The organism is Kitasatospora albolonga, assembly GCA_002082585.1.
GTDB classification, from domain to species: Bacteria; Actinomycetota; Actinomycetes; order Streptomycetales; family Streptomycetaceae; genus Streptomyces; species Streptomyces stephensoniae.
In genome coordinates this window covers 1519198-1542158 of the sequence record CP020563.1, presented here as the reverse complement: position 1 = coordinate 1542158, position 22961 = coordinate 1519198, and the positions used below count along the sequence as shown (strand labels likewise).

Sequence of the window (22961 nt, the reverse complement as noted above, 5' to 3'; positions counted from 1 at the left end):
GTCTCTCCGGAAACGGATTGCGCGCTTTCCAGGCTGTCCGGCTTCTGCAGAGGCGATACGGGCTTTCGGCGTAGCAGTACCTACGACTCTCTGTCCGTACCGGAGCCCTTTCCCACATGACGAGCAGCACCGAGACCACCGCCACCACTCCGCAGGTTGCGGTCAACGACATCGGCGACGCGGACGCGTTCCTCGCGGCGATCGACGAGACGATCAAGTACTTCAACGACGGCGACATCGTTGACGGTGTCATCGTCAAGGTTGACCGGGACGAGGTTCTCCTCGACATCGGTTACAAGACCGAAGGTGTCATCCCGAGCCGCGAGCTCTCGATCAAGCACGACGTCGACCCGAACGAGGTCGTCAAGGTCGGCGACGAGATCGAGGCCCTGGTTCTCCAGAAGGAGGACAAGGAAGGCCGCCTGATCCTCTCGAAGAAGCGCGCTCAGTACGAGCGTGCCTGGGGCACCATCGAGAAGATCAAGGAAGAGGACGGCATCGTCACCGGTACCGTCATCGAGGTCGTCAAGGGTGGTCTCATCCTCGACATCGGCCTCCGCGGCTTCCTCCCGGCGTCGCTCGTCGAGATGCGTCGTGTCCGCGACCTCCAGCCCTACGTGGGCAAGGAGCTCGAGGCGAAGATCATCGAGCTGGACAAGAACCGCAACAACGTGGTCCTGTCCCGCCGCGCCTGGCTCGAGCAGACCCAGTCCGAGGTGCGCCAGACGTTCCTCACCACCCTCCAGAAGGGTCAGGTCCGCTCCGGCGTCGTCTCCTCGATCGTCAACTTCGGTGCCTTCGTGGACCTGGGCGGCGTCGACGGTCTCGTGCACGTCTCCGAGCTCTCCTGGAAGCACATCGACCACCCCTCCGAGGTTGTCGAGGTCGGTCAGGAAGTCACCGTCGAGGTCCTCGACGTCGACATGGACCGCGAGCGCGTCTCCCTGTCGCTCAAGGCGACGCAGGAAGACCCGTGGCAGCAGTTCGCCCGGACGCACCAGATCGGTCAGGTCGTCCCGGGTAAGGTCACCAAGCTCGTTCCGTTCGGTGCGTTCGTCCGCGTCGACGAGGGCATCGAGGGTCTGGTCCACATCTCCGAGCTGGCCGAGCGTCACGTGGAGATCCCGGAGCAGGTCGTCCAGGTCAACGACGAGATCTTCGTCAAGGTCATCGACATCGACCTCGAGCGCCGCCGCATCAGCCTCTCGCTGAAGCAGGCCAACGAGTCCTTCGGTGGCGACCCGGCCTCGGTCGAGTTCGACCCGACGCTGTACGGCATGGCCGCGTCGTACGACGACCAGGGCAACTACATCTACCCCGAGGGCTTCGACCCCGAGACCAACGACTGGCTCGAGGGCTTCGAGGCGCAGCGCGAGGTCTGGGAGACCCAGTACGCCGAGGCGCAGCAGCGCTTCGAGCAGCACCAGGCCCAGGTCATCAAGAGCCGCGAGGCCGACGAGGCCGCCGCTGCCGAGGGCGCTGCCGCCCCGGCCGGCGCCGCTCCGGCCGCCTCGGGCGGCTCCGGTGGCGGTTCGTACTCCTCGGAGTCGGCGGACAACTCCGGCGCCCTGGCGTCGGACGAGGCCCTTGCCGCCCTGCGCGAGAAGCTGGCGGGCGGCCAGAGCTGACGCTCCGACCCCCGGTGGCTCATCGGCTGCGGTAAAGCTGTGGAGCACTGAGTGAGGCCCGTTCCCTTCGGGGGGCGGGCCTCACTCGCGTATTGAGGTATTCAGGCGGTCGTCACGGGGTGACAGTGATGTTGGTCAGCCCCTTGCCGCCGGTGACCGTGTTGCTCGCGTGGACCGTGGTGCGGCAGGTGGCGCTGTTGTTGGTGACGTTGACGGCGAGCTGCCGGTCCCCGGTGGCGCCGGTCAGGTCCGAGATGTTGCCCCGGAAGACGGTGCCGCAGCCCCAGCCAGGCCGCTGGGTGTGGGTCTCGTAGCCGTTGTTGGTGGTACGGGTGCCCCGGTTGCCCTCCACCAGGACGTCGTTGCCCTTCACGTCGACCCAGGAGTCGTCGTAGTTGGCCCCGGTGAGTCCGCTGCCGTCGAAGGTGTTGCCGATGATCCGGGCGCCGGTGGTGCCTTCCTTGATGTCGATGTTCTCGCCGCCGACGCCCGGCCCGATGGTGTTGTTCAGGATCTGCGCGTTGTCGCTCCGGTCGGTGAGGTCGTTCGCCGTCCCGACGTACACGCCCTCGCCCATGCCACGCCCGTTTTTCCCGGTGTCGTGGATGCGGGAGTTCTTCAGTACGCCGTCGCGGCTGGACTTGCGGAAGTGGACGCCCTCCATGGCGAGGTCATGGACGGTGACAGAGTCGATGACGACGCCGTTCGCCGCGTCGGCCATGATCCCCTTCTGCCCGCCCCGGATCGTGACCCCGTGGACCGTCCAGTACGAGGCGCCGTTCAGATGGAGCCCGTAGCCGCCGCCCGCCGTCAGGACGGCCCTGCTGGAGCCGGTGAGGGTGATGCGGGCGCCGGGGGTGCCGGGGCGGGTGGCCTTGAAGTTGCCCGTGTACGTGCCGTCGGCGAGGCGGATCGTGTCGCCGGGGGAGACGGCGGTGAGCGCGGCCTTGAGCTGGGACGCGGTGGACACGTCGATCACGGCCGCCGCGTTCACGGGGGCGGCGGTCGTGGGCCCGGCGGCGGTCAGGGCCAGACCGGCGGCGGCGAGCAGGGCGGTGAGGGGGGTGCGGGGGCGCATGGGGGAGCCTTCCCGTCGGAGGGGGTGGAGGGGGCGTGGGGGCAGTGGGGGACAGGGGACAGGGGCGTCCCCGTACATTCCCGCACATTCCTGTACGTGAAAGGGGAGCGCGTCCCTGAATAGGTCGCCCGGTGACGGTAGGGACGGGCCCCGGGGTCCGTCAAGGTCTGGACCATTAGCCGACTGGGTCATCAACTGACGGGCCGTGAAGCTCCGTTGCCGGAAAGTGCGGCCGCGGGGAATGCTCATGGAGCCGGCCGCGTTCTTCCCAGGGAACACGAGGAGGAGCGGTAACCGTGCCTGATCCGCAGAGTTTGTACGAATGGGAGCCGAAGGGCCTGGCCGTCGTCGACATGGCGCTGGCCCAGGAGTCGGCCGGCCTGGTCATGCTCTACCACTTCGACGGATACATCGACGCGGGCGAGACCGGCGAGCAGATCGTCGACGGCCTGCTCGAAACGCTGCCCCACCAGGTCGTGGCCCGGTTCGACCACGACCGGCTCGTGGACTACCGCGCACGGCGTCCCCTGCTGACCTTCCGGCGCGACCGCTGGACCTCCTTCGAGGCCCCGACCCTGGAGGTCCGGGTCGTCCAGGACGCCACCGGAGCGCCCTTCCTGCTGCTGTCGGGCCCCGAGCCGGACGTCGAGTGGGAGCGGTTCGCCGCCGCCGTCGAGCAGATCGTCGAGCGCCTCGGCGTCCGTCTCACGGTGAACTTCCACGGCATCCCCATGGGCGTCCCGCACACCCGGCCCGTCGGCATCACCCCGCACGGCAACCGCACCGACCTGATGCCCGGCCACCGCAGCCCCTTCGACGAGGCCCAGGTCCCCGGCTCGGCGGAGTCCCTTGTCGAGTACCGGCTGATGGAGTCCGGCCACGACGTCCTCGGGGTCGCCACCCACGTCCCGCACTACGTGGCCCGGTCCGCCTACCCGGACGCGGCCCTGACCGCGCTGGAGGCGATCACCGCCGCGACCGGCCTGGTCCTGCCCGCTCTCGCGCACTCCCTGCGCACCGAGGCGCACCGCACCCAGACCGAGATCGACCGGCAGATCGGCCAGGGCGACGAGGAGCTCGTCTCCCTGGTCGAGGGCCTGGAGCACCAGTACGACGCGGTCGCCGGGTCCGAGACCCGCGGCAACCTCGTCGCCGAACCCGTCGACCTGCCGTCCGCCGACGAGATCGGCCGCGAGTTCGAGCGCTTCCTCGCCGAGCGGGAGGGCGACGGCTGAGCGGCGGAGCCGCCGACCGCGAGGCCGACGGCCGGGGGAGAGCAGCGGCCCGGGGAGGGCGGCGGCCGGGCGGGCCGGTCGGCCCCGTAGGCTGCGGCCCATGCTGAAAGTGGGCCTGACCGGCGGGATCGGCGCCGGCAAGAGCGAAGTGTCGCGGCGACTCGTCGAGTACGGTGCCGTCCTGATCGACTCCGACCGCATCGCGCGTGAGGTCGTCGAGCCCGGAACCCCCGGGCTCGCGGCCGTGGTCGAGGAGTTCGGGCCGGACATCCTGGCCGCCGACGGCACCCTGGACCGCCCGGCGCTCGGTGCGCTGGTCTTCGCCGACCCGGACCGCCGCGCCGCGCTGAACGCGATCGTGCACCCCCTGGTCGGCGCCCGCGCGGCCGAGCTGGAACGGGAGGCGGCGGCGGACGCCGTCGTCGTCCATGACGTACCGCTGCTGGCGGAGAACGGCCTCGCCCCCCTCTACGACCTGGTCATCGTGGTGGACGCGTCCCCGGAGACCCAGCTCGACCGGCTGGTGAACGTACGCGGAATGACCGAGTCCGACGCCCGCGCCAGGATGGCCGCCCAGGCGACCCGTGAGGAACGCCTCGCCGTCGCCGATCTGACCGTGGACAACGACGGGCCGCTGGAGGCGCTGGAACCGCAGGTGCGCGGGGTCTGGGAGGAACTGCTGCGCAGGGCCGCCGCCACCGCCCGCTGACCCGTACCGGAATAGCCGTACCGGGACGGATGTTGCAAACGCGGGAGCGAAGGGAAGGATGCGACCGTGCCCGAGAGCAACCCGGAAACCCATGTCATCGACTTCCGCGCGGCCGAGCAACTGCTCGACGCCCGGGACCCCCGGGGCGCGGTCAAACTCCTCGACTCGGTGATCGCCGCCCACCCGGAGAACACCGCCGCCCGGCTGCTGCGGGCCCGCGCCTTCTTCGCCGCCGCCCAACTCCGCCCGGCCGAGCTGGAGTTCGAGCTGGTGCTGGAGCGCGAACCGGACAACGCCTTCGCCCACTACGCGCTGGCCCGCACCTTCGAGCGGGCGGGCCGCCCGGAGCAGGCGATGCGGCACTTCCGGCTCGCGGCGGCGCTCGACCCGAAGCCGGAGTACCTGCGGGCGGCCAGGTTCGACGCCGGGGAGTGAGCGGCCGGGGGCTGCCGGGCCGGTGTCACGGCGGTTTCGTCCCGTCGCGCGGGTCCGGCCGCCACCGGGGGCGTCCGCCCCGGTCGGGTTCGTACGGCGGCACATCCCTGCCCGGCTGGAAGTGCGCCCCCTGGCGCATGCGGTACGTGACCACGCAGAGGTCCAGGAGCGTGAGGGCCAGGAGCACCGCACAGGCGACGGCCCAGCCCGGCCGCCCGGTCAGGGAGAAGGCCAGCAGGCCGAAGAGCGCCCAGAACGTCCCCCACAGGCTCAGCCAGAGCCGCATCCGCAGCGGACTGCGGGCGGTCGCGGGCTCACTGCCGGTACGCATGACGATCACCTCACCCTCCAGCATGGACCCGTGAGGTGCGCGGCGGGGGTGAGGAGCCGGACGGGATCGCACGGGGGCGGCTCGGCGCCCGGATCGCCGGGCTCCGCTCAGTGCGCCGATCCGCTCAGTGCACGAAGGTGTAGCTGTGCCACGGCGGACCGCTCTCGGCCGCCACATCGGTGAACGTGGTGGCCAGGTAGGTCGTTCCGCCCCCGGTGCAGTCACGGGTCGGGTAGAGGACGATGTCGACCAGCGTGCCGTTCTCGACCTCACGGGCCCCGGTGGGCGCCAGCCGGTGGCAGCCGCGTACCGAAGGGCTGTTCACCTCGACGACCGCCTCGCGGTCGGTGGTGTACGTCACCGGGCCGACCGCTGTACGGCCGAGGCCGGAGCAGCCCGCGACGGTGAGGGTGAGGAGCGAGGCTGCGGCGACGGCGCCGAGACGGCGTCGGCGGCGGGGGTCGGGCGCGGTCACGGACATGGGCGGGTCCTCGTCTGCTCGTCCGGTGTTCGTCCGGATCATCGGTACGCGGGTTCATCGGCAGGGGGTCGGCGGGTTCGGTACGCGGGTTCGGTGTGCGGCGGAGACATACCGGCGCTGGCCACCCTGCCCGCTCCCCACCGCCCCGGCATCCGGTGCGCGGCCGACCGGGCGAGGAGGGGACGCCGGAGGTTCACCGTGCACCCATATGGGGGATAAACGGTGTAAAGGGGTCGTCTTCGATGTCTGTCAGGGGGCTGTCATGGTCCAGGAGCTGGTCATCGCGGCGGTGGCACTGGTCTGCGCCGGTGCCCTGTACGTGGCCGCTGCGGCGCGGGTGGTCCGGCAGTACGAGCGGGGCGTCGTGCTCCGGCTCGGCAGACTGCGCGAGGGGACACGGCCGCCGGGCTTCACCCTGGTCGTGCCGGTGGTCGACCGCCTCCGTAAGGTCAACCTGCAGATCGTGACCATGCCCGTGCCCGCCCAGGACGGCATCACCCGGGACAACGTCACGGTCCGGGTGGACGCCGTCATCTACTTCAAGGTGGTCGACCCGACCACGGCCGTCATCGCGGTGGAGGACTACCGGTTCGCCGTCTCGCAGATGGCCCAGACCTCGCTCCGGTCGATCATCGGCAAGAGCGACCTGGACGACCTGCTCTCCAACCGGGAGAAGCTCAACCAGGGGCTCGAGTTGATGATCGACAGCCCGGCGGTCGACTGGGGCGTCCAGATCGACCGGGTCGAGATCAAGGACGTCTCGCTGCCGGAGACGATGAAACGTTCCATGGCCCGTCAGGCCGAGGCGGACCGGGAGCGCCGCGCCCGGGTGATCAACGCCGACGCGGAGCTCCAGGCTTCGAAGAAGCTGGCGCAGGCGGCGGGCGAGATGTCCGCGCAGCCCGCGGCGTTGCAGCTGCGGCTGTTGCAGACCGTGGTGGCCGTCGCGGCGGAGAAGAACTCCACGCTGGTGCTGCCCTTCCCGGTGGAGCTCCTCCGGTTCCTGGAGCGGGCGCAGCAGAGCGTGCCGGAGGCGGCGGGCGACCGTTCCGTACGGGAGGCGCCGTCGCCGAACGGTCTGCCGTCGGGGCCGACGGCGGCGGCGCCGGACGTGCGGATTCCCGAGGAGTCGACGCCCTGAGGAGTCGGCTCCCGAGGGGGCCGAGCATCACTGGGCGTGGTCGCCGCTGTACCGGCACCGAGCCGACGGCGAGCGGCCCCGCCCGGTTCAGTCCTGCCCCGAGCTGCGGTGATGCGGCCGTGGGCGGCGTTGTCAGACCTCCCGCCTAGACTCGCGGAGAGTCAGTACGGACCGTGCTGGCGGACTCGGCGGATCAGATGGGAGGGGGGCCGGAATGGCGGCACACGGGGCACGTGACGCGGTGCGGGAAGCGCGCGACCCGGGCGGCGGCGAGCCGCTGAGCGCGGACGTCGGCCGCCTGCTGCGCTGTGCGGCGGTCTTTCTGCCCGCCCCCGTCCCGAGAGACGGGCTGATCGCTTTCTGGGACCCCCGGGCCCCCGGCGATCCGCCCGCGCGTGACGGGTCCTCCTTCGCCTACCCGGACGACGGTTACGCGGACGGCCGGACCCCGGCCGACTCCGTGCCGTACCGCGCGGGTGAGCTCACGGTCGTCCGGCGGGACGGGACCACACCACCCCCTGGTGTCCGGAGCGCCGACGTGCCCGCCGCGCTGCTCTCCGTGGCCGACGCGCTGCCCGTGCTCGTCCGCGCCCGGCACCAGGCGTCCGCCCACCCCGCCACCCGCTGCTGGGGCGCCGCCGCGCTGCACGCCCTCCACCTGGTCGCGCGCGGCAGACTGCTGCCCGGCCTCACGACGGACGGCCACGACGCCTGGCGGGCCGGGCCGAGGGACGCCGAGGACATCGCGCACCTGCGGGCGGTCACCGCGGCGCTGCCGCCCGAGGGGTACGCGGTGCCGCTCCCGGACCTCGATCCGCCCCGGCTCCCCGATCCGGAGGCGCTGCTCGGCTCCTTCCTGGACGCCGTCGCCGACACGCTCCCGCGCACCCCGGCCGCCGCCTCCGCGATGGGCGCCCCCTTCGCCGCGCGTGAGCCCCAGCACCTGCCCCACGCCACCGCCTGGGCCGTCGAGGTGGCCTCCGGCCTGGACGCGGGCGTACGGGTCTCGCTCCGGCTGGACCTCTCCGCGTACGAGCTGTTCGACACCGCCGACACCTACGCCGTCACGGCCTCCGGGGAGGCCGCCCCGGAGTACGCGGAGCACGTGGTGCGTCCCGACGACCCGGCGGTCCGCCATGCCGCTGCGGCCGTCGTCCAGGTGCACAGCCTCGCCGACCCGACGTACGTGGTCGACGCGGCGGCCCTGTGGAACGGCACGGCGGGCGAGCCGTTCGGGCCGCGCGCCCGGGTCGACGCGGTGCTGGCGCTGCGCCGGGCCGCCCGGGTCTGGGGACCGCTGGAACGGCTGCTGGACCAGCCCGTCCCCGATGTCCTCGCGATCACCGAGGACGAGCTGTACGAGCTGCTGAGCGACGCGGGCGCCCGGCTGGCGGCGGCGGGGGTCCATGTCCACTGGCCGCGCGAGCTGGCCCGTTCGCTCACGGCCGCCGCCGTCGTGCGGCCCGCGCCCGGATCGGCCACCGACGGCACCTCCTTCTTCGACGCCGAGCAGCTCTTCGCCTTCGACTGGCAGCTCTCCCTGGGGGACGAGCGGCTGACCGAGGCGGAGATGGACACCCTCGCCGAGGCCCACCGCCCGGTGGTGCGGCTGCGCGACCAGTGGGTGATCGTCGACCCCGCGCTCGTACGCAAGGCACGCAAGCGGGAGCTCGGCCTGCTGGACCCGGTGGAGGCGCTGGCCGTCGCCCTCACCGGGAGCGCCGAGGTGGACGGGGAGCAGGTCGAGGCCGTGCCGACCGGCGCCCTCGCCGCGCTCCGTACGCGCATCCTCGCCGACGACACGGCGATCGCCCCGCCGCCCGGACTCGACGCGACCCTGCGCGACTACCAGCTGCGCGGACTGGCCTGGCTGGACCGGATGACCTCGCTCGGGCTCGGCGGCTGCCTCGCCGACGACATGGGCCTCGGCAAGACGATCACCCTCATCGCCCTCCATCTGCACCGCGCGCGCCGGGCCCCCACCCTGGTCGTCTGCCCCGCCTCCCTCCTCGGCAACTGGCACCGGGAGATCCACCGCTTCGCCCCCGGTGTCCCGGTCCGCCGCTTCCACGGCACCGACCGGACCCTGGGCGGGCAGGACGGCGGCTTCGTCCTCACCACGTACGGCACGATGCGCTCCAGCGCACCCCAGCTCGCCGCGCACACCTGGGGCCTGGTCGTCGCCGACGAGGCCCAGCACGTCAAGAACCCGCACTCCTCCACCGCGAAGGCCCTGCGCACCATCCCCGCCCCGGCCAGGGTCGCCCTCACCGGCACCCCCGTGGAGAACAACCTCTCCGAGCTCTGGGCCCTGCTCGACTGGACGACCCCCGGACTGCTCGGCCCGCTCAAGGCGTTCCGGGCCCGGCACGCCCGGATCGTGGAGAGCACGGACACGGCCGCGGGCCTCGGCAACGAGGAGGCGGTCGAACGGCTCGCCCGGCTGGTCCGCCCCTTCCTGCTCCGCCGCAAGAAGTCCGACCCCGGCATCGCCCCCGAGCTGCCGCCCAAGACGGAGACCGACCACCCCGTCTCCCTCACCCGGGAGCAGGCCACGCTCTACGAGGCGGCGGTGCGCGAGACGATGGCGCAGATCGAGGGCGCCGAGGGCATCGCCCGCCGCGGTCTCGTCATGAAGCTGCTGACCTCGCTCAAGCAGGTCTGCAACCACCCGGCGCAGTATCTGAAGGAGGAGCCCACCCGGCTCACCGGCCGCTCCGGCAAGCTCGCCCTGCTCGACGAACTGCTCGACACGATCCTCTCCGAGGGCGGCTCGGTCCTGATCTTCACCCAGTACGTGACGATGGCCGAGCTCCTCTCCGCGCACCTCGCCTCCCGGGCGATCCCGTCCCAGCTCCTGCACGGCGGTACGCCGGTGCCCGCGCGGGAACGGATGGTGGACCGCTTCCAGTCCGCCGAGGTCCCCGTCTTCCTGCTCTCCCTCAAGGCCGCCGGGACCGGGCTGAACCTGACCCGCGCCGCCCATGTCATCCACTACGACCGCTGGTGGAACCCGGCCGTGGAGGAGCAGGCCACCGACCGGGCGTACCGCATCGGGCAGACCCAGCCCGTGCAGGTCCACCGCCTCATCGCGGAGGGCACGGTGGAGGACCGGATCGCCGAGCTGCTGGAGTCCAAGCGGGCCCTCGCGGACGCGGTCCTCTCCACCGGCGAGAGCGCCCTCACCGAGCTCAGCGACCGCGATCTCGCCGACCTCGTCTCGCTGCGGAGGCCCGCATGAGCCCGCGCCCGGCGTCCGGCCCGGCATCCCGTACGACACCCGGCCCCACCCCGCGTACGGCATCGCGCCCCGCTTCCGGCCCCGCTCCTCGCTCGGCGCCCCGCTCCCGCCCCGGCCCCGACGATCTGCGGCGCACCTTCGAGGCGGTGCCCGCCCGGACCTCCCCGGAGGACGGGCCCTTCGCGGACAGCTGGTGGGGCCGCGCCTGGGTGGCCGCGCTGGAGGCGCTGTCGATGGACGCGGCCCGCCTCGCCCGGGGCCGGGCCTACGCCGACGAGGGCAAGGTCGCCGCGATCACCGTCACCCCCGGCCGCGTCGTCGCCTATGTGCACGGCAGCCGCGCCCGTCCCTACCGCGCGGAGCTCCGCCTGCGCACCTTCACCGACACCGGCTGGGACACCCTGCTCGACGCGGTCGCCGCCCACCCCGGCCACCTCTCCGCGCTGCTGGCGAAGGAGATGCCGCACTCCCTGGCCGACACCGCGCGGGAGGCCGACGTCCGGCTGCTCCCCGGCGGCAACGACCTGGACCCCAGCTGTACGTGCCCCGACCACGGCCGCCCCTGCAAGCATGTCGCCGCCCTCTGCTACCAGGCCGCACGGCTGCTCGACAGCGACCCGTTCGTCCTGCTGCTGATGCGGGGCCGGGGCGAGCGCGAGCTGCTGGACGAGCTGGGCCGCCGCAACGCCGAGCACTCCGCCCGCGAGCGCCCCGCCGTTCCGGCCGTCCCGTCGGTCGCGGCGGCGGAAGCCCTCGCGGACCGTTTCCTGCCGCCGCTCCCGGCGCCCCTGCCCGTATCCCCGTATCCGGGCCGGCCGCCGTCCTACCCGGACCTGCCCGGCGCGCGCGACCCGTTGGGCCTGGACCACCTCGCCACCGACGCCGCCGCCCGCGCCCACGCCCTCCTGACGACGGGCCGCGACCCGCTCGCCGGGCTCACCCCCTGGCAGGACGCGGTCCGGATCGCCGCCTCCCGCCCGACCGCCGGGCTCACCGCCACCACCCGCGCGCTCTACCGGGAGCTCGCCCATGCCACCGGCCGCAACACCACCGACCTGGCCCGCGCCGTGGCCGCCTGGCGGCAGGGCGGGGCCGAGGGCCTCACGGTCCTGGAGACGCCCTGGGACCCCCCGGCCGGCCCCTTCGACCGGGCGCGGCCCCTGCTGGCGGCGGCCGAGTTCCCGCGCCTGACGCCCTGGCGCAACCACCTCACCCACCCGGACGGTTCGCTCCAGCTCCGCTTCGGCCACGACGCCCGCTGGTACGGCTACGAGTCCGACCCCGGCGCCGACGACTGGTGGCCCCGCGCCGCCCCGGACCCCGACCCGGTCACCGTCCTCGAAGCCCTGCTGACCGGTGACCCGGTGCCGGACCCGGAGGACGACCCTCCGTATGTGCGGTAGGGCGTGCGTGCGGCAAAAACTGCTGGCCACGGCGGAGTTGGCACTGTTAGCGTCCTCGGCGTGGCGAAACTCAATCAGATCATCGCAGTGGAGAAGGGCGTCAAGTCCAAGGCACACCAGGACCTGACGGCGGCACATCACGGCCTCCAGAAGGCCGGACTGCTGGCCGGGATCTCCCGGACCTACCAGCCCAAGGACGAGGAGGGCGAGCAGCTTCCGCCCGAGTCGACGCTGGTCCAGGTCAGGGCCGAGGACGTGCTGCGGGACACCGCGACGACCCTGACCCGGCTCTTCGATGTGACCGCCACGAAGGACTGGGCGAACTGCTCGGCCAGGGCGGACGTGAAGGTCGACGGCCGGGTGCTGGTGGCCGAGGTGCCGGTGTCGTATCTGCTCTTCCTGGAGAAGCAGCTGACCGACCTCAACACCTTCATCCGCAAGCTGCCCGTGCTGGACGCCGCCGAGGCATGGGTGCAGGACCCCTCGACCGACTCCTGGAAGACCGAGCCGGTCCGCACGGTCCGTACGAAGAAGGTGCCCCGCAACCACGTCAAGGCGGAGGCCACCGAGAAGCACCCGGCGCAGGTCGAGGTGTACTACGAGGACATCCCGATCGGGTACTGGACCACCGTCAAGTTCTCCGGCGCACTGCCCGCGCGGCGCGTCAACGAACTGCTGGACCGGGTCGAGAAGCTCCAGCAGGCCGTGAAGTTCGCCCGCGAGGAGGCCAACGGCGTCGAGGTCACCGACCAGCGGGTGGGTGATGCGGTATTCGGTTACCTCTTCGGGTGACCGACCATGGATTCCCCGGCCGCCGATGACGGTGACCGGGGTGCGCGAGGAGCGCAAGCTGAAACTGAAGCTTGTCGTGAAGGCGCGGTTCCAGTGGAGGTTCGACTCCTCCCTCCGGCACGGGCCGGAGTAGCCCAAGCAGGCAGAGGCAGACCGCCGTCAATCTCAGACTCTTGCTCCAGACTCAGCATTCGCCGCCGATCGCCGGATCGAACGGGCCCGGGCCCGCGCGCGTCGAGATGCCGGTTCAAGTCCGGCCCGCAGAGCTCCGATCTGCGGTGGTCCAAAGGCAGGACGCGACGACATCATGACTGACCCGGGCCCTTAAACGTGCCGGCGTGCCCGATGGGCGGCACACTCAGGGCCCGGAGGCCGGCTACGCCTCCGGGCCCGCTCCCGTTTCCGGTCCGCCGGGGCCGCTCCTGTTTCCTGTTTCCGGCCTGCTGCGTCCGGTGGCTCCGATTCCGAGGGCGGCCCCTCACGCCAGTGACACACCCCGCCCCGCGAAGAACCGCTCGAACTCCGCCACCGGCAGCACGGCCGCCCGCGTCCCGGCATCCGTCCCCGACGGGTTGTGGAAGTGCAGACCGGACCCGTCGGCCGTCCGTGCGGTCACCAGCACCAGATGCCCGCCCCGCCCCGGAGCCGGCCGCTCCGGATGCCGGATGCCGTAGTGGACCGAGGCCAGCACGGTCCGGCCCGCGTCCAGCAGCGCGGCGATCTCGGTCACCTCCAGGTGCCGGTGGACCGTGGCCTCGCGCCCGTACACCTCACTGACGTACTCCGCGAAGGGGGCGTAGACCAGGCCCCGGATCGTTCCGTCCGCGTCCTCCGTGTACGCCCCGTACTTCAGCGCCCCGTCCCGCAGTTCGAACAGCGAGGGGGCGTCGGCGCCGAGCGCCATGCGCAGGCAGGTCATACCGCACAGATGACCTGCCCAGCGCGCGTACTCGGCGGGCGACGACGCTCCCGACTCCGCCCAGCCCGGGTCCTCGGCCGGGTCGAGCCCGCCCTCCACGATCGCCCCCACCAGCGCGGCCGTGGCGAACTGGGTGTGGACGGGGACGGGGCAGAGGGCACAGGTCACTGGCGGTATCCGTTCAGGAAGCGGCCGATGCGGCTGATGGCCGCGTCGAGGTCGTCGGCGTACGGGAGGGTCAGGATGCGGAAGTGGTCCGGGCGCGGCCAGCTGAAGCCCGTGCCCTGCACCACCTGGATCTTCTCGCGCAGCAGCAGGTCCAGGACGAACTTCTCGTCGTCGACGATGGGGTGGACCTTCGGATCGATGCGCGGGAACGCGTACAGCGCGCCCTTCGGCTTCACGCACGAGACGCCGGGGATCTCGTTCAGCCGCTCCCAGGCCCGGTCGCGCTGCTCGTGCAGTCTGCCGCCCGGCGCGACCAGCTCCCGGATGGACTGCCGACCGCCGAGCGCGGCCTGAATGGCGTACTGCGCGGGCGCGTTGGGGCACAGCCGCATGGAGGCCAGCATGGTCAGGCCCTCCAGATAGTTGCGGGCGTGCTGCTGCGGACCGGAGACCACCATCCAGCCGGAGCGGAACCCGGCCACCCGGTACGTCTTCGAGAGCCCGCTGAAGGTGAGGCAGACCAGGTCCGGGGCGAGGACGGCCGCGCTGTGGTGCTCGGCCCCGTCGTACAGGATCTGGTCGTAGATCTCGTCCGCGAAGACCATCAGGTGGTGCCGACGGGCCAGATCCAGGATGCCTTCCAGGATCTCGCGCGGATAGACCGCGCCCGTCGGGTTGTTCGGGTTGATGATCACGACGGCCTTGGTCCGGTCGGTGATCTTCGACGCCATGTCGGCGAGGTCCGGGTTCCAGTCGGAGCCCTCGTCGCAGATGTAGTGCACGGCCTTGCCGCCCGCGAGCGTGGTCACCGCCGTCCAGAGCGGGAAGTCCGGGGCCGGGATCAGCACTTCGTCGCCGTCCTCCAGCAGCGCCTGCACGGCCATCGAGATCAGCTCGGAGACCCCGTTGCCGAGGAAGATGTCGTCCACGCCGACCTCGGTGAGCCCCATGGCCTGGTAGCGCTGGGCCACCGCCCGCCGCGCGGAGAGGATGCCGCGCGAATCGGTGTAGCCGTGGGCCTGGGGCAGCATCCGGATCATGTCCTGGACGATCTCCTCCGGCGCCTCGAAGCCGAAGAGCGCCGGGTTGCCCGTGTTGAGCCGGAGCACGCTGTGGCCCGCCTCCTCCAGGGCGTTGGCATGCTCGATGACCGGGCCCCGGATCTCGTAACAGACCTCGTTGAGCTTGCTGGACTGCCGGAACTCCATGCGGTGCCTCCCCGAGCCGAACTGCGATACTTGGTTTTACCAAGTGAGAGCTTGGAAAGTCCAACAACATGTCTAGACTGCGTCGTATGCCACGTCAGCAGCCCGCCGCCCAACGCCCCGTCAGACGCCGGAGCTACGACCAGTTCTGCGCCACCGCCCGCGCCCTCGACTCCGTGGGCGACCGGTGGACGCTGCTGATCGTCCGCGAACTGCTCGCCGGACCCCGCCGCTACACCGACCTCCACGCCGATCTGCCCGGCGTCTCCACCGACGTGCTGGCCTCCCGCCTCAAGGACATGGAGCAGGGCGGCCTCGCCGTCCGCCGCAAGCTCCCGCCGCCCGCCGCGGCCTCGGTCTACGAACTGACCGAGCGCGGCCACGGCCTCCTCCCCGTTCTCACCGCCCTCGCCGAGTGGGGCGCCCCCGCCCTCACCGAACGCCGCCCCACCGACGCCGTGCGCGCCCACTGGTTCGCCCTGCCCCTGCTGCGCGCGCTGACCGGTCTCGCCCAGGAGGGCGTCCTCGAAGTCCGGCTGGACGAGGGCGAGTTCCATGTCCGTACGGGGAGGGGCGCGGCGATCGAGCCCGGGAGCGAGCTGTACGGGTTCGGCCCGGCGCCCCGGCCCGACGCCCGTATCACCCTCGCCGCCGAACTCTGCCTGGAGCTGGGGCGCGGCGAGGTCACCCTCGCGGCGGCGGTCAAGGACGGCCGGATCGAGGTGATGGGGGAGGGGCCGCTCGCCGCCGAGCTGCGGGGCGGGTGAGGCGTGCGGGGCCGTGTGCCCCGGCGCCGGGGATGGATGATGGAGGCGTGCGACTCGAAGCGATCACCTGGGAACGGCTGGCCGGTGGGCTGGCCCGGCACGCGGACGGCCTGACCGCCGCCGACGGATCACCCCGGCTCGCCCTCGGCATCGACGGCGCCCCGGCCGCCCGCACCGCTGACCTGGCCGAACGCCTCGCCGATGAGCTGCGGCTGCGCGGCCGGTCGGTGCTCGTGGTCCCCACCGAGGGGTTTCTGCGCCCGGCGAGCCTGCGGTTCGAGTACGGGAAGGAGGACCCGGACGCGTACGCGGACAGCTGGTTCGACACGGGCGCGCTCTGGCGCGAGGTGTTCGGGCCGCTGGAGGCGGGCGGCTCCGGGCGGGTGCTGCCCGACCTGTGGGACCCGGTGACGGACCGGGCCACGCGGGCGCCGTACCGGGAGGTGCCGGAGGGCGGGGTGGTGATCGTGCACGGGCCGCTGCTGCTCGGCCACTGGTTCCCGTTCGCGCTGAGCGTTCATGTGCGGCTCTCGGAGGGCGCGTTGCGGCGGCGCACGCGGGAGGCGGAGCGGTGGACGCTTCCTGCTTTCGCCCGGTACGAGGAGGAGGTGGCGCCCGCCGAACGCGCGGACGTGGTGGTGCGGGCGGACGACCCGCTCCATCCGGCGTGGTCGGGGTTGGCCTAGGCGGGCGTTGCGTGGGTGGGCGTTCACAGGCGGGCGTTGCGTGCGCGGGTGGGCGTTCACGTGACGGCTTTACGTGGAGGGGCGGCCGCCCACCGTGGCGACCGCCTCGGCCCCGGCCCGGCAGCCCGCCTCCGCCGCAGCCCTGTCGTCCGCCCCGGCCAGCAGCGCCGCGAGGAACCCGCCGGTGAACGCGTCACCCGCGCCCGTCGAGTCGACCGGTTCGCGGACCGGCCCGGCGCGGACCCGTCCCGTCACCGCGCCCCCGGCGGCCAGGACCGCGCCCCCGGCGCCCAGGGTGACGGCGACCCGGGGGAACGTACGGCTCAACTCGGCCGCCGCGTCGGCCGGTTCGGGCAGGCCGGTGAGCAGCCGGGCCTCGTCCGCGTTCGGCAGCAGCAGCTCGGCCCCCTCGGCGTACTCCAGGAACCGCTTCGGGCCCAGCTCCGCCAGGAACCCCGCCGACGCCGGGTCCACGCTCACCGGAATCCCACGTTCCAGGGCGGTCCGCAGGGCGAGCCGGGCGGCGGCGCGGCTGGTGGCGACGAACAGGAGGTAGCCGGAGAGGTGCAGCCACCCCGTGCCGTCGAGCATCGAGGGCGCGAAGTCTTCGGTGGCGAGCCTCAGTACGGCCCCGCTGTCGGTGAGGAACGTCCGCTCGGCGGCGGCGTCCACCAGCGCGATGACGGTCGCGGTCGCCACCTCCGCGTCCACCGCCAGCAGCGCCCGCACCCCCGCCCGCTCCAGCGCCTCCCGGTGCCAGTCGGCGGACTCCGCCCCGGCCCTGGCCAGCAGCGCCACGTCCCGGCATCCCGAACGCACCGCCCAGCAGGCGACGTTGGCCCCCGCGCCGCCCGGCAGGGACCGGATGCGGGCCGCGTTGTCCGTACCGTGGACGAGCCCGGAGCCGTGGAGCGCCACCACGTCCGTCACCACGTCCCCCACCACCAGGAGCCCCCGGCCCGCCCCGGCAGGGCTCACCGTACGGGCGTCGCCGGGGCTCACCGTACGGGCGCCGCCGTGGCTCACCGTACGGCCGTCGCCGGGGCTCACTGTACGGCTGCCGCTGCGGCGATCTCCGCCGCGAGCCGCACGTTCCCGCGTACCGCCGCCAGGTTCGCCTCCAGCGACGCGCCCTCGGTCCGCCGCATCAGCTGGTCCAGCAGGAACGGGGTCACGCCCTGCCCCGTGATCCCGCGCTCCCGGCACGCGTCGAGCGCCTCCGCGAGCACCCGGTCGTGCAGGGCGGGGTCCAACTGGTCCTGTTCCGGTACGGGGTTGGCGACGATCAGCGCGGCCTCCGGGCCGCCCAGCGCCTCCTTCGCCCGGATCACCTCCACCACCTCCTCGGGGCTGTGCACGGTCCAGTCGACCGGCAGGCCGCAGCTGCTCAGATAGAAGCCGGGGAAGTGCCCGGTGCCGTAACCGACGATGCCCACCCCGAGGGTCTCCAGCCGCTGGAGCGTCGCCGGGACGTCGAGGATCGACTTCACGCCCGCGCAGACCACGGTGATTCCGGTACGGGCGAGCAGCCGCAGATCGGCCGACTCGTCCTGGTTCTCGGCCCATTCCCGGTGGACGCCCCCGAGCCCTCCGGTCGCGAAGACGCGCAGCCCCGCCCGCGCCGCCAGGAACGCTGTCGCGGAGACCGTCGTCGCCCCGCTCGCCCCGAGCGCCAGTGCGGGGGCGAGATCGCGGTGGCCCAGCTTCCGGACCGCCGGGTCCGCGGCGACCCGCTCCAACTGGTCCTTCTCCAGACCCACATGGGCCCGCCCGTCCAGGACGGCGATGGTGGCCGGGACCGCCCCGGCGGACCGGACGGTCCCTTCCAGTTCGCGTGCCACCCGGAGGTTGCGGGGGCGCGGCAGCCCATGCGCGATGATCGTCGACTCCAGGGCCACGACGGGCAGCCCGTCGGCCAGGGCCGCGCGTACTTCGGCGGAGAGGACCGGCTCGTAGGAGGTGTCGGTGTTCTGTGGCATGTCCCCATCCCTGTCGCGGGCGGAAGGGGCGCAAACCACGGGGGACGAGTTCCGGCCGAACCCCGGGAGACGGGTTCCGGCCGGTCCTGGTGGCGGCCCGGCCGGAAGTGGTCGCTAAGGTGACCGGCCATGACGACAAACGACCAGGCCCCCGCCTCCTTCGCCGTACACATCCCGGACGCCGAGCTGGAACCGGAGCCCCTCGATCCGGCCCAGATCGTCTCGGGCGAGCCCGTGGTGACGGGCAAGGTGCTGTGGGAGTCCGCCGACGGCAAGCAGGTGCGCGGGATCTGGCAGATCACCCCGGGCGTGGTCACCGACACCGAGGTGAACGAGCTGTTCGTGGTGGTCAGCGGGCGGGCGACCGTGGCGGTCGAGGGCGGCGCGACGCTGGAGATCGGGCCGGGGGACGCCTGCGTACTGCGCGAGGGCGACCGGACGACCTGGACGGTGCACGAGACGCTCCGCAAGGCGTACCACATCAGCCTCTGAGGACGCCGGACGCCGGACGCCCGGCGTCGGGCGCCGGGGGCCGACGGGGCGTCGGGTGTGGGGCTGAGGGCTCCTGGCTGAGGGCGTCGGGTTCCGGGCCAGCGGGGGCCGGGGTCACCGGGGTCCGGCGGCCCCAGCGCCGTACGGTTTCATGCCCCGGCGCCGCCCGCCCCCTTCAGGCTCCGGCGCAGCGCGAGCGCGGCCACCGGCAGCAGCAGCGCGGCCCCGATGGCGTTCAGCGGGCCGTACCCCCACTGGGCGACGATCAGTCCGGCCGCCGCTCCGCCGATGCCCGCCGCCGCGTTCATGGTCAGGTCGGACAGGCCCTGCACGGCCGCCCGGGCGGCCTGCGGTACGGAGTCGGTGAGCAGCGCCGAACCGGCGATCATCCCCGCCGACCAGCCGAGGCCGAGCACGAACAGGCCCAGGGCGGTCTGCCCGTGCCGGGGCCCCGCCGTGCCCGCGAGCAGCGCCGCGCCGCTCAGCAGGCCGACCGTCAGGCCGATCACGGAGAGTCGGCCGAACCGGTCGGCCAGCCACCCCATTACCGGCGAGAACGCGTACATGCCCGCGATGTGCCCGCTGATGACCAGCCCGATCAGCTGGAGGTCCGCCCCGTGCCGACCCAGATGGACCGGGGTCATCACCATGATCGACACCATCGCGGTGTGCGACACGGCGACGGTCACCATGGCCAGCTTGGCCATCGGTGACTCCCGGACGGCCGCGATCCCGGCGCGCAGGGACCGCTTCTGCTCGCCCTGGGTGCTCCGCGGGGCCAGGGCGCGCGCCGTGAGCAGCGGGTCCGGGCGCAGCAGGACGGCCACGACCGCTCCGGCGAGGAGGAAGGCGGCGGCGGACCAGAGGTAGGGGCCCGCGGTCTCGGGCACCGGCGTCCCGTGGAACAGGCGGCCCGCCGGGGCGGCGATGTTGGGGCCCAGCACCGAGCCGATCGTGGTGGCCCAGATGACGGTGGAGATCGCCCGGCCCCGCCGCTCCGGCCCGACCAGGTCGGCCGCCGCGAACCGGGCCTGGAGATTGGCGGAGGACCCGGCGCCGAACGCGGCCATCCCGAGCAGCAGCAACGGGAAGCTGCGCACCACCGTGCCGAGGACCACCAGGCCGCCGCCGAGGGCACCGACCAGATAGGCGAGCACCAGGCCGGGGCGTCGGCCGCGCGAGGTCATCAGGGCGGCCAGCGGCAGCGACAGCAGCGCCGTACCGGCGACGGACGCGGTCGGGGCCAGCCCGGACAGCGCCTCGGAGCCGGTCACCTCGGTGGCCAGCATCGGCGCCAGGGCGATACCGATGGCCACGCCGAGGCCGCCGAGTATCTGGCTGACGACGAGCACGGCCGATATCCGGCGCTGGAGAGCGGGCAGCCCGGCGGCGGTGACCGTGGGGGCGGCGGAGAGCGGGAGGGGTGGCGTCACCGGCGCAGTGTGCCATCAGAGGCCCCCGGAGGCGCACCGGATTCTTCGGCCAACCTCCGACCCCGGCTGCGGGGCTGCGGGAACGCACCTCCGCCCTCGCGCCCGGGAGCAAGCGCCCTCCCCGTGCCCCAGGCCCCGTAGCCAAACTGCCACCAGCCACCAGCCACCAGCCACCAGCCACCCGGCGCCTGCCTCTCGTTCCCGCCACGCGGCGCCCGTCGCCTGCCTCCCCGCCGGTCGCCGCCCCCGCGCCCGCCCTAGAACAGCGGCTGCGGAAGCACCCCCTCCAACGCCAGCAGCTGCCGCTTCGTCTCCAGCCCGCCCCCGAACCCTCCAAGTCCGCCGTCGCTCTCCACCACCCGGTGGCAGGGCACCACCACCGGCAGCGGGTTGGACCCCATGGCGGCCCCCACCGCCTGCGCGCCCTCCGGCCGGCCGACCCGCGCGGCCAGCTCCCCGTACCCGACGACCGTCCCGTAGGGCACCGTGGACTCCAGCTCGCGGAGCACCTCGCGGTGGAACCCGGACGTCAGCGACCAGTCCAGACCGAGGCCGAAGTCCTGCCGCTCGCCCGCGAAGTACGCCGCGAGCCGACGTATCGGCTCGGCCAGCCGTGCGGAGCCGGGGGCCTCCACCGGCTCCGCGCCCAGCCGGGTCCGCAGCTGCGCGAGCGCCGCGTCCCGTACGCCGGGGCGGGCGTGGAAGACCACGCTCACCAGACCGGTGGAGGTCGCGGCGAGCAGCAGCGGCCCGATGGCGCTGCCCACGACGGACCATTCGACGACCGGCTCCCCATCGAGCCCGTGACTGTTCATGCCGACCACCGTACGACCGGCCACTGACAACGGCCGCCCGCTGCCGCCGGGACCACGTCCGTGACAGCGCCCGCCCCGCACGGCGTCCATGACAGCGCCCGCCCCGCACGGCCGGGGCCGGGTCAGCGCGTGGCGTCGCGCACCACGTCGGGGTAGTTGGTGATGATGCCGTCGACACCGTACGCACGGACCTTCACCGCGTTCGCCGCGTCGTTGACCGTCCAGGTGTTCACCCTCAGCCGCTTGCCGTGCGGGCCCTTGAGCCGCTGCACGGCTGCCACGTAGTCGGCGCCGATCGTCGTGTGCGAGGGGTTGATCTGGTCGGTGAACGCCGCGTACGCGGGGAGGTCGGCCACCGCCGGGGTGCCCAGGAAGCCGGTGGTGATGTCGGGGCGCAGGGTGTGCACCTCCTTGATGCTGGCGGCGCCGAAGCTCTGGATGACCAGCCGGTCCCGTACGTGCAAGGGGTTCAGCCACCCCTCCTTGCGCAGCACCTTCAGGATGTCCCGCTCGATGCCCGGGTAGGACGCCGGGCTCTTGATCTCCAGGAGCAGCTTCTGGCGGTTGCGCTCCAGGCGGTTCACGAACTGGGTCAGCGTCGGCACCCGCACCCCCGCGAACTGGGACCCGAACCAGCTCCCCGCGTCCAGCTTCGCGATCTCCGCGGCGGTGAAGTCCTTGACCGCCCACGGGGCACGGCCGGGGAAGACCTCCTCGACGTTCGTCGTGCGCTTCAGGCTGCTGTCGTGCAGCACGACCAGCACACCGTCCTTGGTGCGGTGGACATCGTTCTCCACCCAGTCGATGCCGAGCGCCTTCGCGGCGTCCGCCGCGGCGAGCGTGTTCTCCGGTGCGTAGCCCGAGGCGCCCCGGTGGGCCACGACGACGGGGCTCGCCTGCCGGTCCGGGGTGCGGGCGTCCGCGTCCTGCGGCTGGGCGGCGGGCAGCAGCAGGGCGCCGGCGCCGAGTACGGCCGCCGCGGTGGTGGAGGCGGTTGCGGTGCGTACGAACACGTGGACTCCTCGTATCGGAGTGTGCGGACACGACGAGACTGGCAGCGGCCCACCAACGCGGGACGGGAGCGCGGTGGCCGCGGAATGAACGGAATCTTCGCTACCGGAGCGGCAGAAGGAAGGTGCCACGGGACCGTGCCACGGTCCCGTGCCGATAAAATGTGCTTCCTACATCTCCATCCGCCTGCCGGGACCCGCCCCTTGGGGACCCCCCTCGAACCCGGGCTTCCATGAAGGGCGTGCCAGCGTGCAGGGAACGGTCGACGGATTCACCCATGGCCCGGCGATCCCGGTCCTGGCGTTCCTCGCGGCCGGTCTGGGGGCCGCTCTCGGACTCCGCTGCTCCATCAGGTCCCTGCGCACGGCACGCTCCTTCAGGGCCGGCCCCCTGGCACTCGGTGCGCTGTCCATCGGCTCCGGCATCTGGACCATGCATTACGTGGCGATGACGGGCTTCACCGTCGCGGAGGCACCGCTCTCCCACGACAAGCCCTTCATCCTCGGTGGTCTCGCCGTGGCCGTCGTGATGGCCGGCATCGGCCTCTTCATTGTCGGGTACCGGGGCGTGACCCGCATGGCGTTGATCACGGGCGGCACCCTCACCGGCCTCGGCATCGCCTCCACGCACTACCTCGGCATGGCGGGCATCCGCTTCCCGGGGCACTTCACGTACGAGACGCCCCTCGTCGTCCTCTCGGTCCTGATCGCCACGACCGCCGCCACGGCCGCGCTCCGGGCGGCCCTCTCCGCCCGGGTCCTCCTCTCCGGGCTGGGCGCGGGCGTCATGATGGCCGTCGCGGTGACCGGGATGCACTACACCGGCATGGCCGCGCTCGACGTGCACCTGCACCCCGCCGCGCCCGGTGCCGCCACCGCCGGTCTCCCACCGGACTGACCGCTTCCGCCGCACTGCTCCCACGCACTGCTTCCACGGGCTGCCTCCCGCCGCTTCCGCGCACCCGCGCGAGGGGCGCCGGGCGGTCCGGCGGCGTAGATCCGAGGCCGTTGTC

The 22961-nt window shown here is 72.9% G+C and carries 21 protein-coding genes and 1 pseudogene; 12 read left to right on the top strand and 10 right to left on the bottom strand.

Annotated elements, in window-relative coordinates:
• The first annotated feature begins 116 nt into the window (after positions 1-116).
• Entirely contained in the window at positions 117-1628 is a 1512-nt protein-coding gene (locus tag B7C62_06640) for a 30S ribosomal protein S1 (GenBank protein ID ARF71977.1), read from the top strand.
• A 112-nt stretch (positions 1629-1740) separates the two neighbouring features.
• On the opposite strand, the gene B7C62_06635 is transcribed toward B7C62_06640, so the two are convergent.
• Complete coding sequence (locus tag B7C62_06635) at positions 1741-2706, bottom strand: sheath polysaccharide-degrading enzyme (GenBank protein ID ARF71976.1); 966 nt, start codon at positions 2704-2706, stop codon at positions 1741-1743.
• Positions 2707-3002: 296 nt separating this feature from the next.
• On the opposite strand from B7C62_06635, the gene B7C62_06630 reads away from it, so the two are divergent.
• The 3 genes from B7C62_06630 to B7C62_06620 all read left to right on the top strand — a co-directional run bounded on the left by B7C62_06630 (position 3003) and on the right by B7C62_06620 (position 5085).
• Positions 3003-3941 (top strand): proteasome protein, encoded by a 939-nt coding sequence (locus B7C62_06630; protein ID ARF71975.1) that lies wholly within the window; start codon positions 3003-3005, stop codon positions 3939-3941.
• Positions 3942-4041: 100 nt separating this feature from the next.
• Positions 4042-4650 carry a dephospho-CoA kinase gene (locus B7C62_06625; GenBank protein ARF71974.1) on the top strand — a complete coding sequence of 203 codons (609 nt, stop codon included), beginning with the start codon at positions 4042-4044 and terminating at the stop codon, positions 4648-4650.
• A 66-nt stretch (positions 4651-4716) separates the two neighbouring features.
• Positions 4717-5085 carry a hypothetical protein gene (locus tag B7C62_06620; GenBank protein ARF71973.1) on the top strand — a complete coding sequence of 123 codons (369 nt, stop codon included), beginning with the start codon at positions 4717-4719 and terminating at the stop codon, positions 5083-5085.
• A gap of 25 nt (positions 5086-5110) precedes the next feature.
• Here B7C62_06620 and B7C62_06615 read toward each other — a convergent pair whose 3' ends face one another.
• Both B7C62_06615 and B7C62_06610 read right to left on the bottom strand, forming a co-directional pair.
• Positions 5111-5440 (bottom strand): hypothetical protein, encoded by a 330-nt coding sequence (locus tag B7C62_06615; GenBank protein ID ARF71972.1) that lies wholly within the window; start codon positions 5438-5440, stop codon positions 5111-5113.
• Positions 5441-5540: 100 nt separating this feature from the next.
• Positions 5541-5897, bottom strand: a complete 357-nt coding sequence (locus B7C62_06610; protein ARF71971.1) for a hypothetical protein — start codon at positions 5895-5897, stop codon at positions 5541-5543.
• Between the two features lie 262 nt (positions 5898-6159).
• Here B7C62_06610 and B7C62_06605 point away from each other — a divergent pair.
• The 4 genes and pseudogenes from B7C62_06605 to B7C62_06590 all read left to right on the top strand — a co-directional run bounded on the left by B7C62_06605 (position 6160) and on the right by B7C62_06590 (position 12474).
• Positions 6160-6918 (top strand): annotated as a pseudogene (locus B7C62_06605) (hypothetical protein).
• A 334-nt stretch (positions 6919-7252) separates the two neighbouring features.
• A complete protein-coding gene (locus B7C62_06600) occupies positions 7253-10279 on the top strand; it encodes an ATP-dependent helicase (GenBank protein ID ARF71970.1) in 3027 nt (1008 codons plus the stop codon).
• The gene (locus B7C62_06595; protein ID ARF71969.1) at positions 10276-11682 is read left to right on the top strand and encodes a hypothetical protein; all 1407 of its coding nucleotides are present in this window, start codon (positions 10276-10278) and stop codon (positions 11680-11682) included. Before B7C62_06600 ends, B7C62_06595 begins: the two co-directional genes overlap by 4 nt.
• Before the next feature lie 60 nt (positions 11683-11742).
• Positions 11743-12474, top strand: coding sequence for a hypothetical protein (locus B7C62_06590; protein ID ARF71968.1), 732 nt, complete (start codon positions 11743-11745; stop codon positions 12472-12474).
• 478 nt (positions 12475-12952) lie between these two features.
• Here the strand turns inward: B7C62_06590 and B7C62_06585 are convergent, their stop codons facing one another.
• Both B7C62_06585 and B7C62_06580 read right to left on the bottom strand, forming a co-directional pair.
• Complete coding sequence (locus B7C62_06585; protein ARF71967.1) at positions 12953-13561, bottom strand: peptidase; 609 nt, start codon at positions 13559-13561, stop codon at positions 12953-12955.
• Complete coding sequence (locus B7C62_06580) at positions 13558-14769, bottom strand: aminotransferase (protein ARF71966.1); 1212 nt, start codon at positions 14767-14769, stop codon at positions 13558-13560. The genes B7C62_06585 and B7C62_06580 overlap by 4 nt, the downstream gene beginning before the upstream one ends.
• A gap of 68 nt (positions 14770-14837) precedes the next feature.
• Between B7C62_06580 and B7C62_06575 the strand changes: the two genes are divergently transcribed.
• Positions 14838-15533, top strand: coding sequence for a transcriptional regulator (locus B7C62_06575; GenBank protein ARF71965.1), 696 nt, complete (start codon positions 14838-14840; stop codon positions 15531-15533).
• Positions 15534-15580: 47 nt separating this feature from the next.
• Positions 15581-16219: a uridine kinase gene (locus tag B7C62_06570; GenBank protein ARF71964.1), complete on the top strand. Its 639-nt coding sequence runs from the start codon at positions 15581-15583 to the stop codon at positions 16217-16219.
• A 69-nt stretch (positions 16220-16288) separates the two neighbouring features.
• Here the strand turns inward: B7C62_06570 and B7C62_06565 are convergent, their stop codons facing one another.
• Positions 16289-17197 (bottom strand): sugar kinase, encoded by a 909-nt coding sequence (locus tag B7C62_06565; GenBank protein ARF77021.1) that lies wholly within the window; start codon positions 17195-17197, stop codon positions 16289-16291.
• Between the two features lie 68 nt (positions 17198-17265).
• The gene (locus tag B7C62_06560; protein ARF71963.1) at positions 17266-18198 is read right to left on the bottom strand and encodes a pseudouridine-5-phosphate glycosidase; all 933 of its coding nucleotides are present in this window, start codon (positions 18196-18198) and stop codon (positions 17266-17268) included.
• Between the two features lie 129 nt (positions 18199-18327).
• Between B7C62_06560 and B7C62_06555 the strand changes: the two genes are divergently transcribed.
• Positions 18328-18690, top strand: a complete 363-nt coding sequence (locus B7C62_06555; protein ARF71962.1) for a hypothetical protein — start codon at positions 18328-18330, stop codon at positions 18688-18690.
• 149 nt (positions 18691-18839) lie between these two features.
• Here the strand turns inward: B7C62_06555 and B7C62_06550 are convergent, their stop codons facing one another.
• The 3 genes from B7C62_06550 to B7C62_06540 form a co-directional block, all read right to left on the bottom strand.
• Positions 18840-20042, bottom strand: coding sequence for an MFS transporter (locus B7C62_06550; protein ARF77020.1), 1203 nt, complete (start codon positions 20040-20042; stop codon positions 18840-18842).
• Positions 20043-20380: 338 nt separating this feature from the next.
• Positions 20381-20938 (bottom strand): cysteine methyltransferase, encoded by a 558-nt coding sequence (locus B7C62_06545; protein ARF71961.1) that lies wholly within the window; start codon positions 20936-20938, stop codon positions 20381-20383.
• A 122-nt stretch (positions 20939-21060) separates the two neighbouring features.
• Positions 21061-21951 carry a glycerophosphodiester phosphodiesterase gene (locus B7C62_06540; GenBank protein ARF71960.1) on the bottom strand — a complete coding sequence of 297 codons (891 nt, stop codon included), beginning with the start codon at positions 21949-21951 and terminating at the stop codon, positions 21061-21063.
• Between the two features lie 247 nt (positions 21952-22198).
• Between B7C62_06540 and B7C62_06535 the strand changes: the two genes are divergently transcribed.
• Complete coding sequence (locus tag B7C62_06535) at positions 22199-22846, top strand: hypothetical protein (protein ARF71959.1); 648 nt, start codon at positions 22199-22201, stop codon at positions 22844-22846.
• Positions 22847-22961: the final 115 nt, after the last annotated feature.

Coding starts and splice junctions, on each gene's coding strand:
- B7C62_06635 (ARF71976.1), bottom strand. CDS start 2,706: ATGCGCCCCCGCACCCCCCTCACCGCCCTGCTCGCCGCCGCCGGTCTG.
- B7C62_06595 (ARF71969.1), top strand. CDS start 10,276: ATGAGCCCGCGCCCGGCGTCCGGCCCGGCATCCCGTACGACACCCGGC.
- B7C62_06560 (ARF71963.1), bottom strand. CDS start 18,198: ATGCCACAGAACACCGACACCTCCTACGAGCCGGTCCTCTCCGCCGAA.
- B7C62_06640 (ARF71977.1), top strand. CDS start 117: ATGACGAGCAGCACCGAGACCACCGCCACCACTCCGCAGGTTGCGGTC.
- B7C62_06575 (ARF71965.1), top strand. CDS start 14,838: ATGTCTAGACTGCGTCGTATGCCACGTCAGCAGCCCGCCGCCCAACGC.
- B7C62_06555 (ARF71962.1), top strand. CDS start 18,328: ATGACGACAAACGACCAGGCCCCCGCCTCCTTCGCCGTACACATCCCG.
- B7C62_06600 (ARF71970.1), top strand. CDS start 7,253: ATGGCGGCACACGGGGCACGTGACGCGGTGCGGGAAGCGCGCGACCCG.
- B7C62_06610 (ARF71971.1), bottom strand. CDS start 5,897: ATGTCCGTGACCGCGCCCGACCCCCGCCGCCGACGCCGTCTCGGCGCC.
- B7C62_06545 (ARF71961.1), bottom strand. CDS start 20,938: ATGAACAGTCACGGGCTCGATGGGGAGCCGGTCGTCGAATGGTCCGTC.
- B7C62_06580 (ARF71966.1), bottom strand. CDS start 14,769: ATGGAGTTCCGGCAGTCCAGCAAGCTCAACGAGGTCTGTTACGAGATC.
- B7C62_06615 (ARF71972.1), bottom strand. CDS start 5,440: ATGCTGGAGGGTGAGGTGATCGTCATGCGTACCGGCAGTGAGCCCGCG.
- B7C62_06625 (ARF71974.1), top strand. CDS start 4,042: ATGCTGAAAGTGGGCCTGACCGGCGGGATCGGCGCCGGCAAGAGCGAA.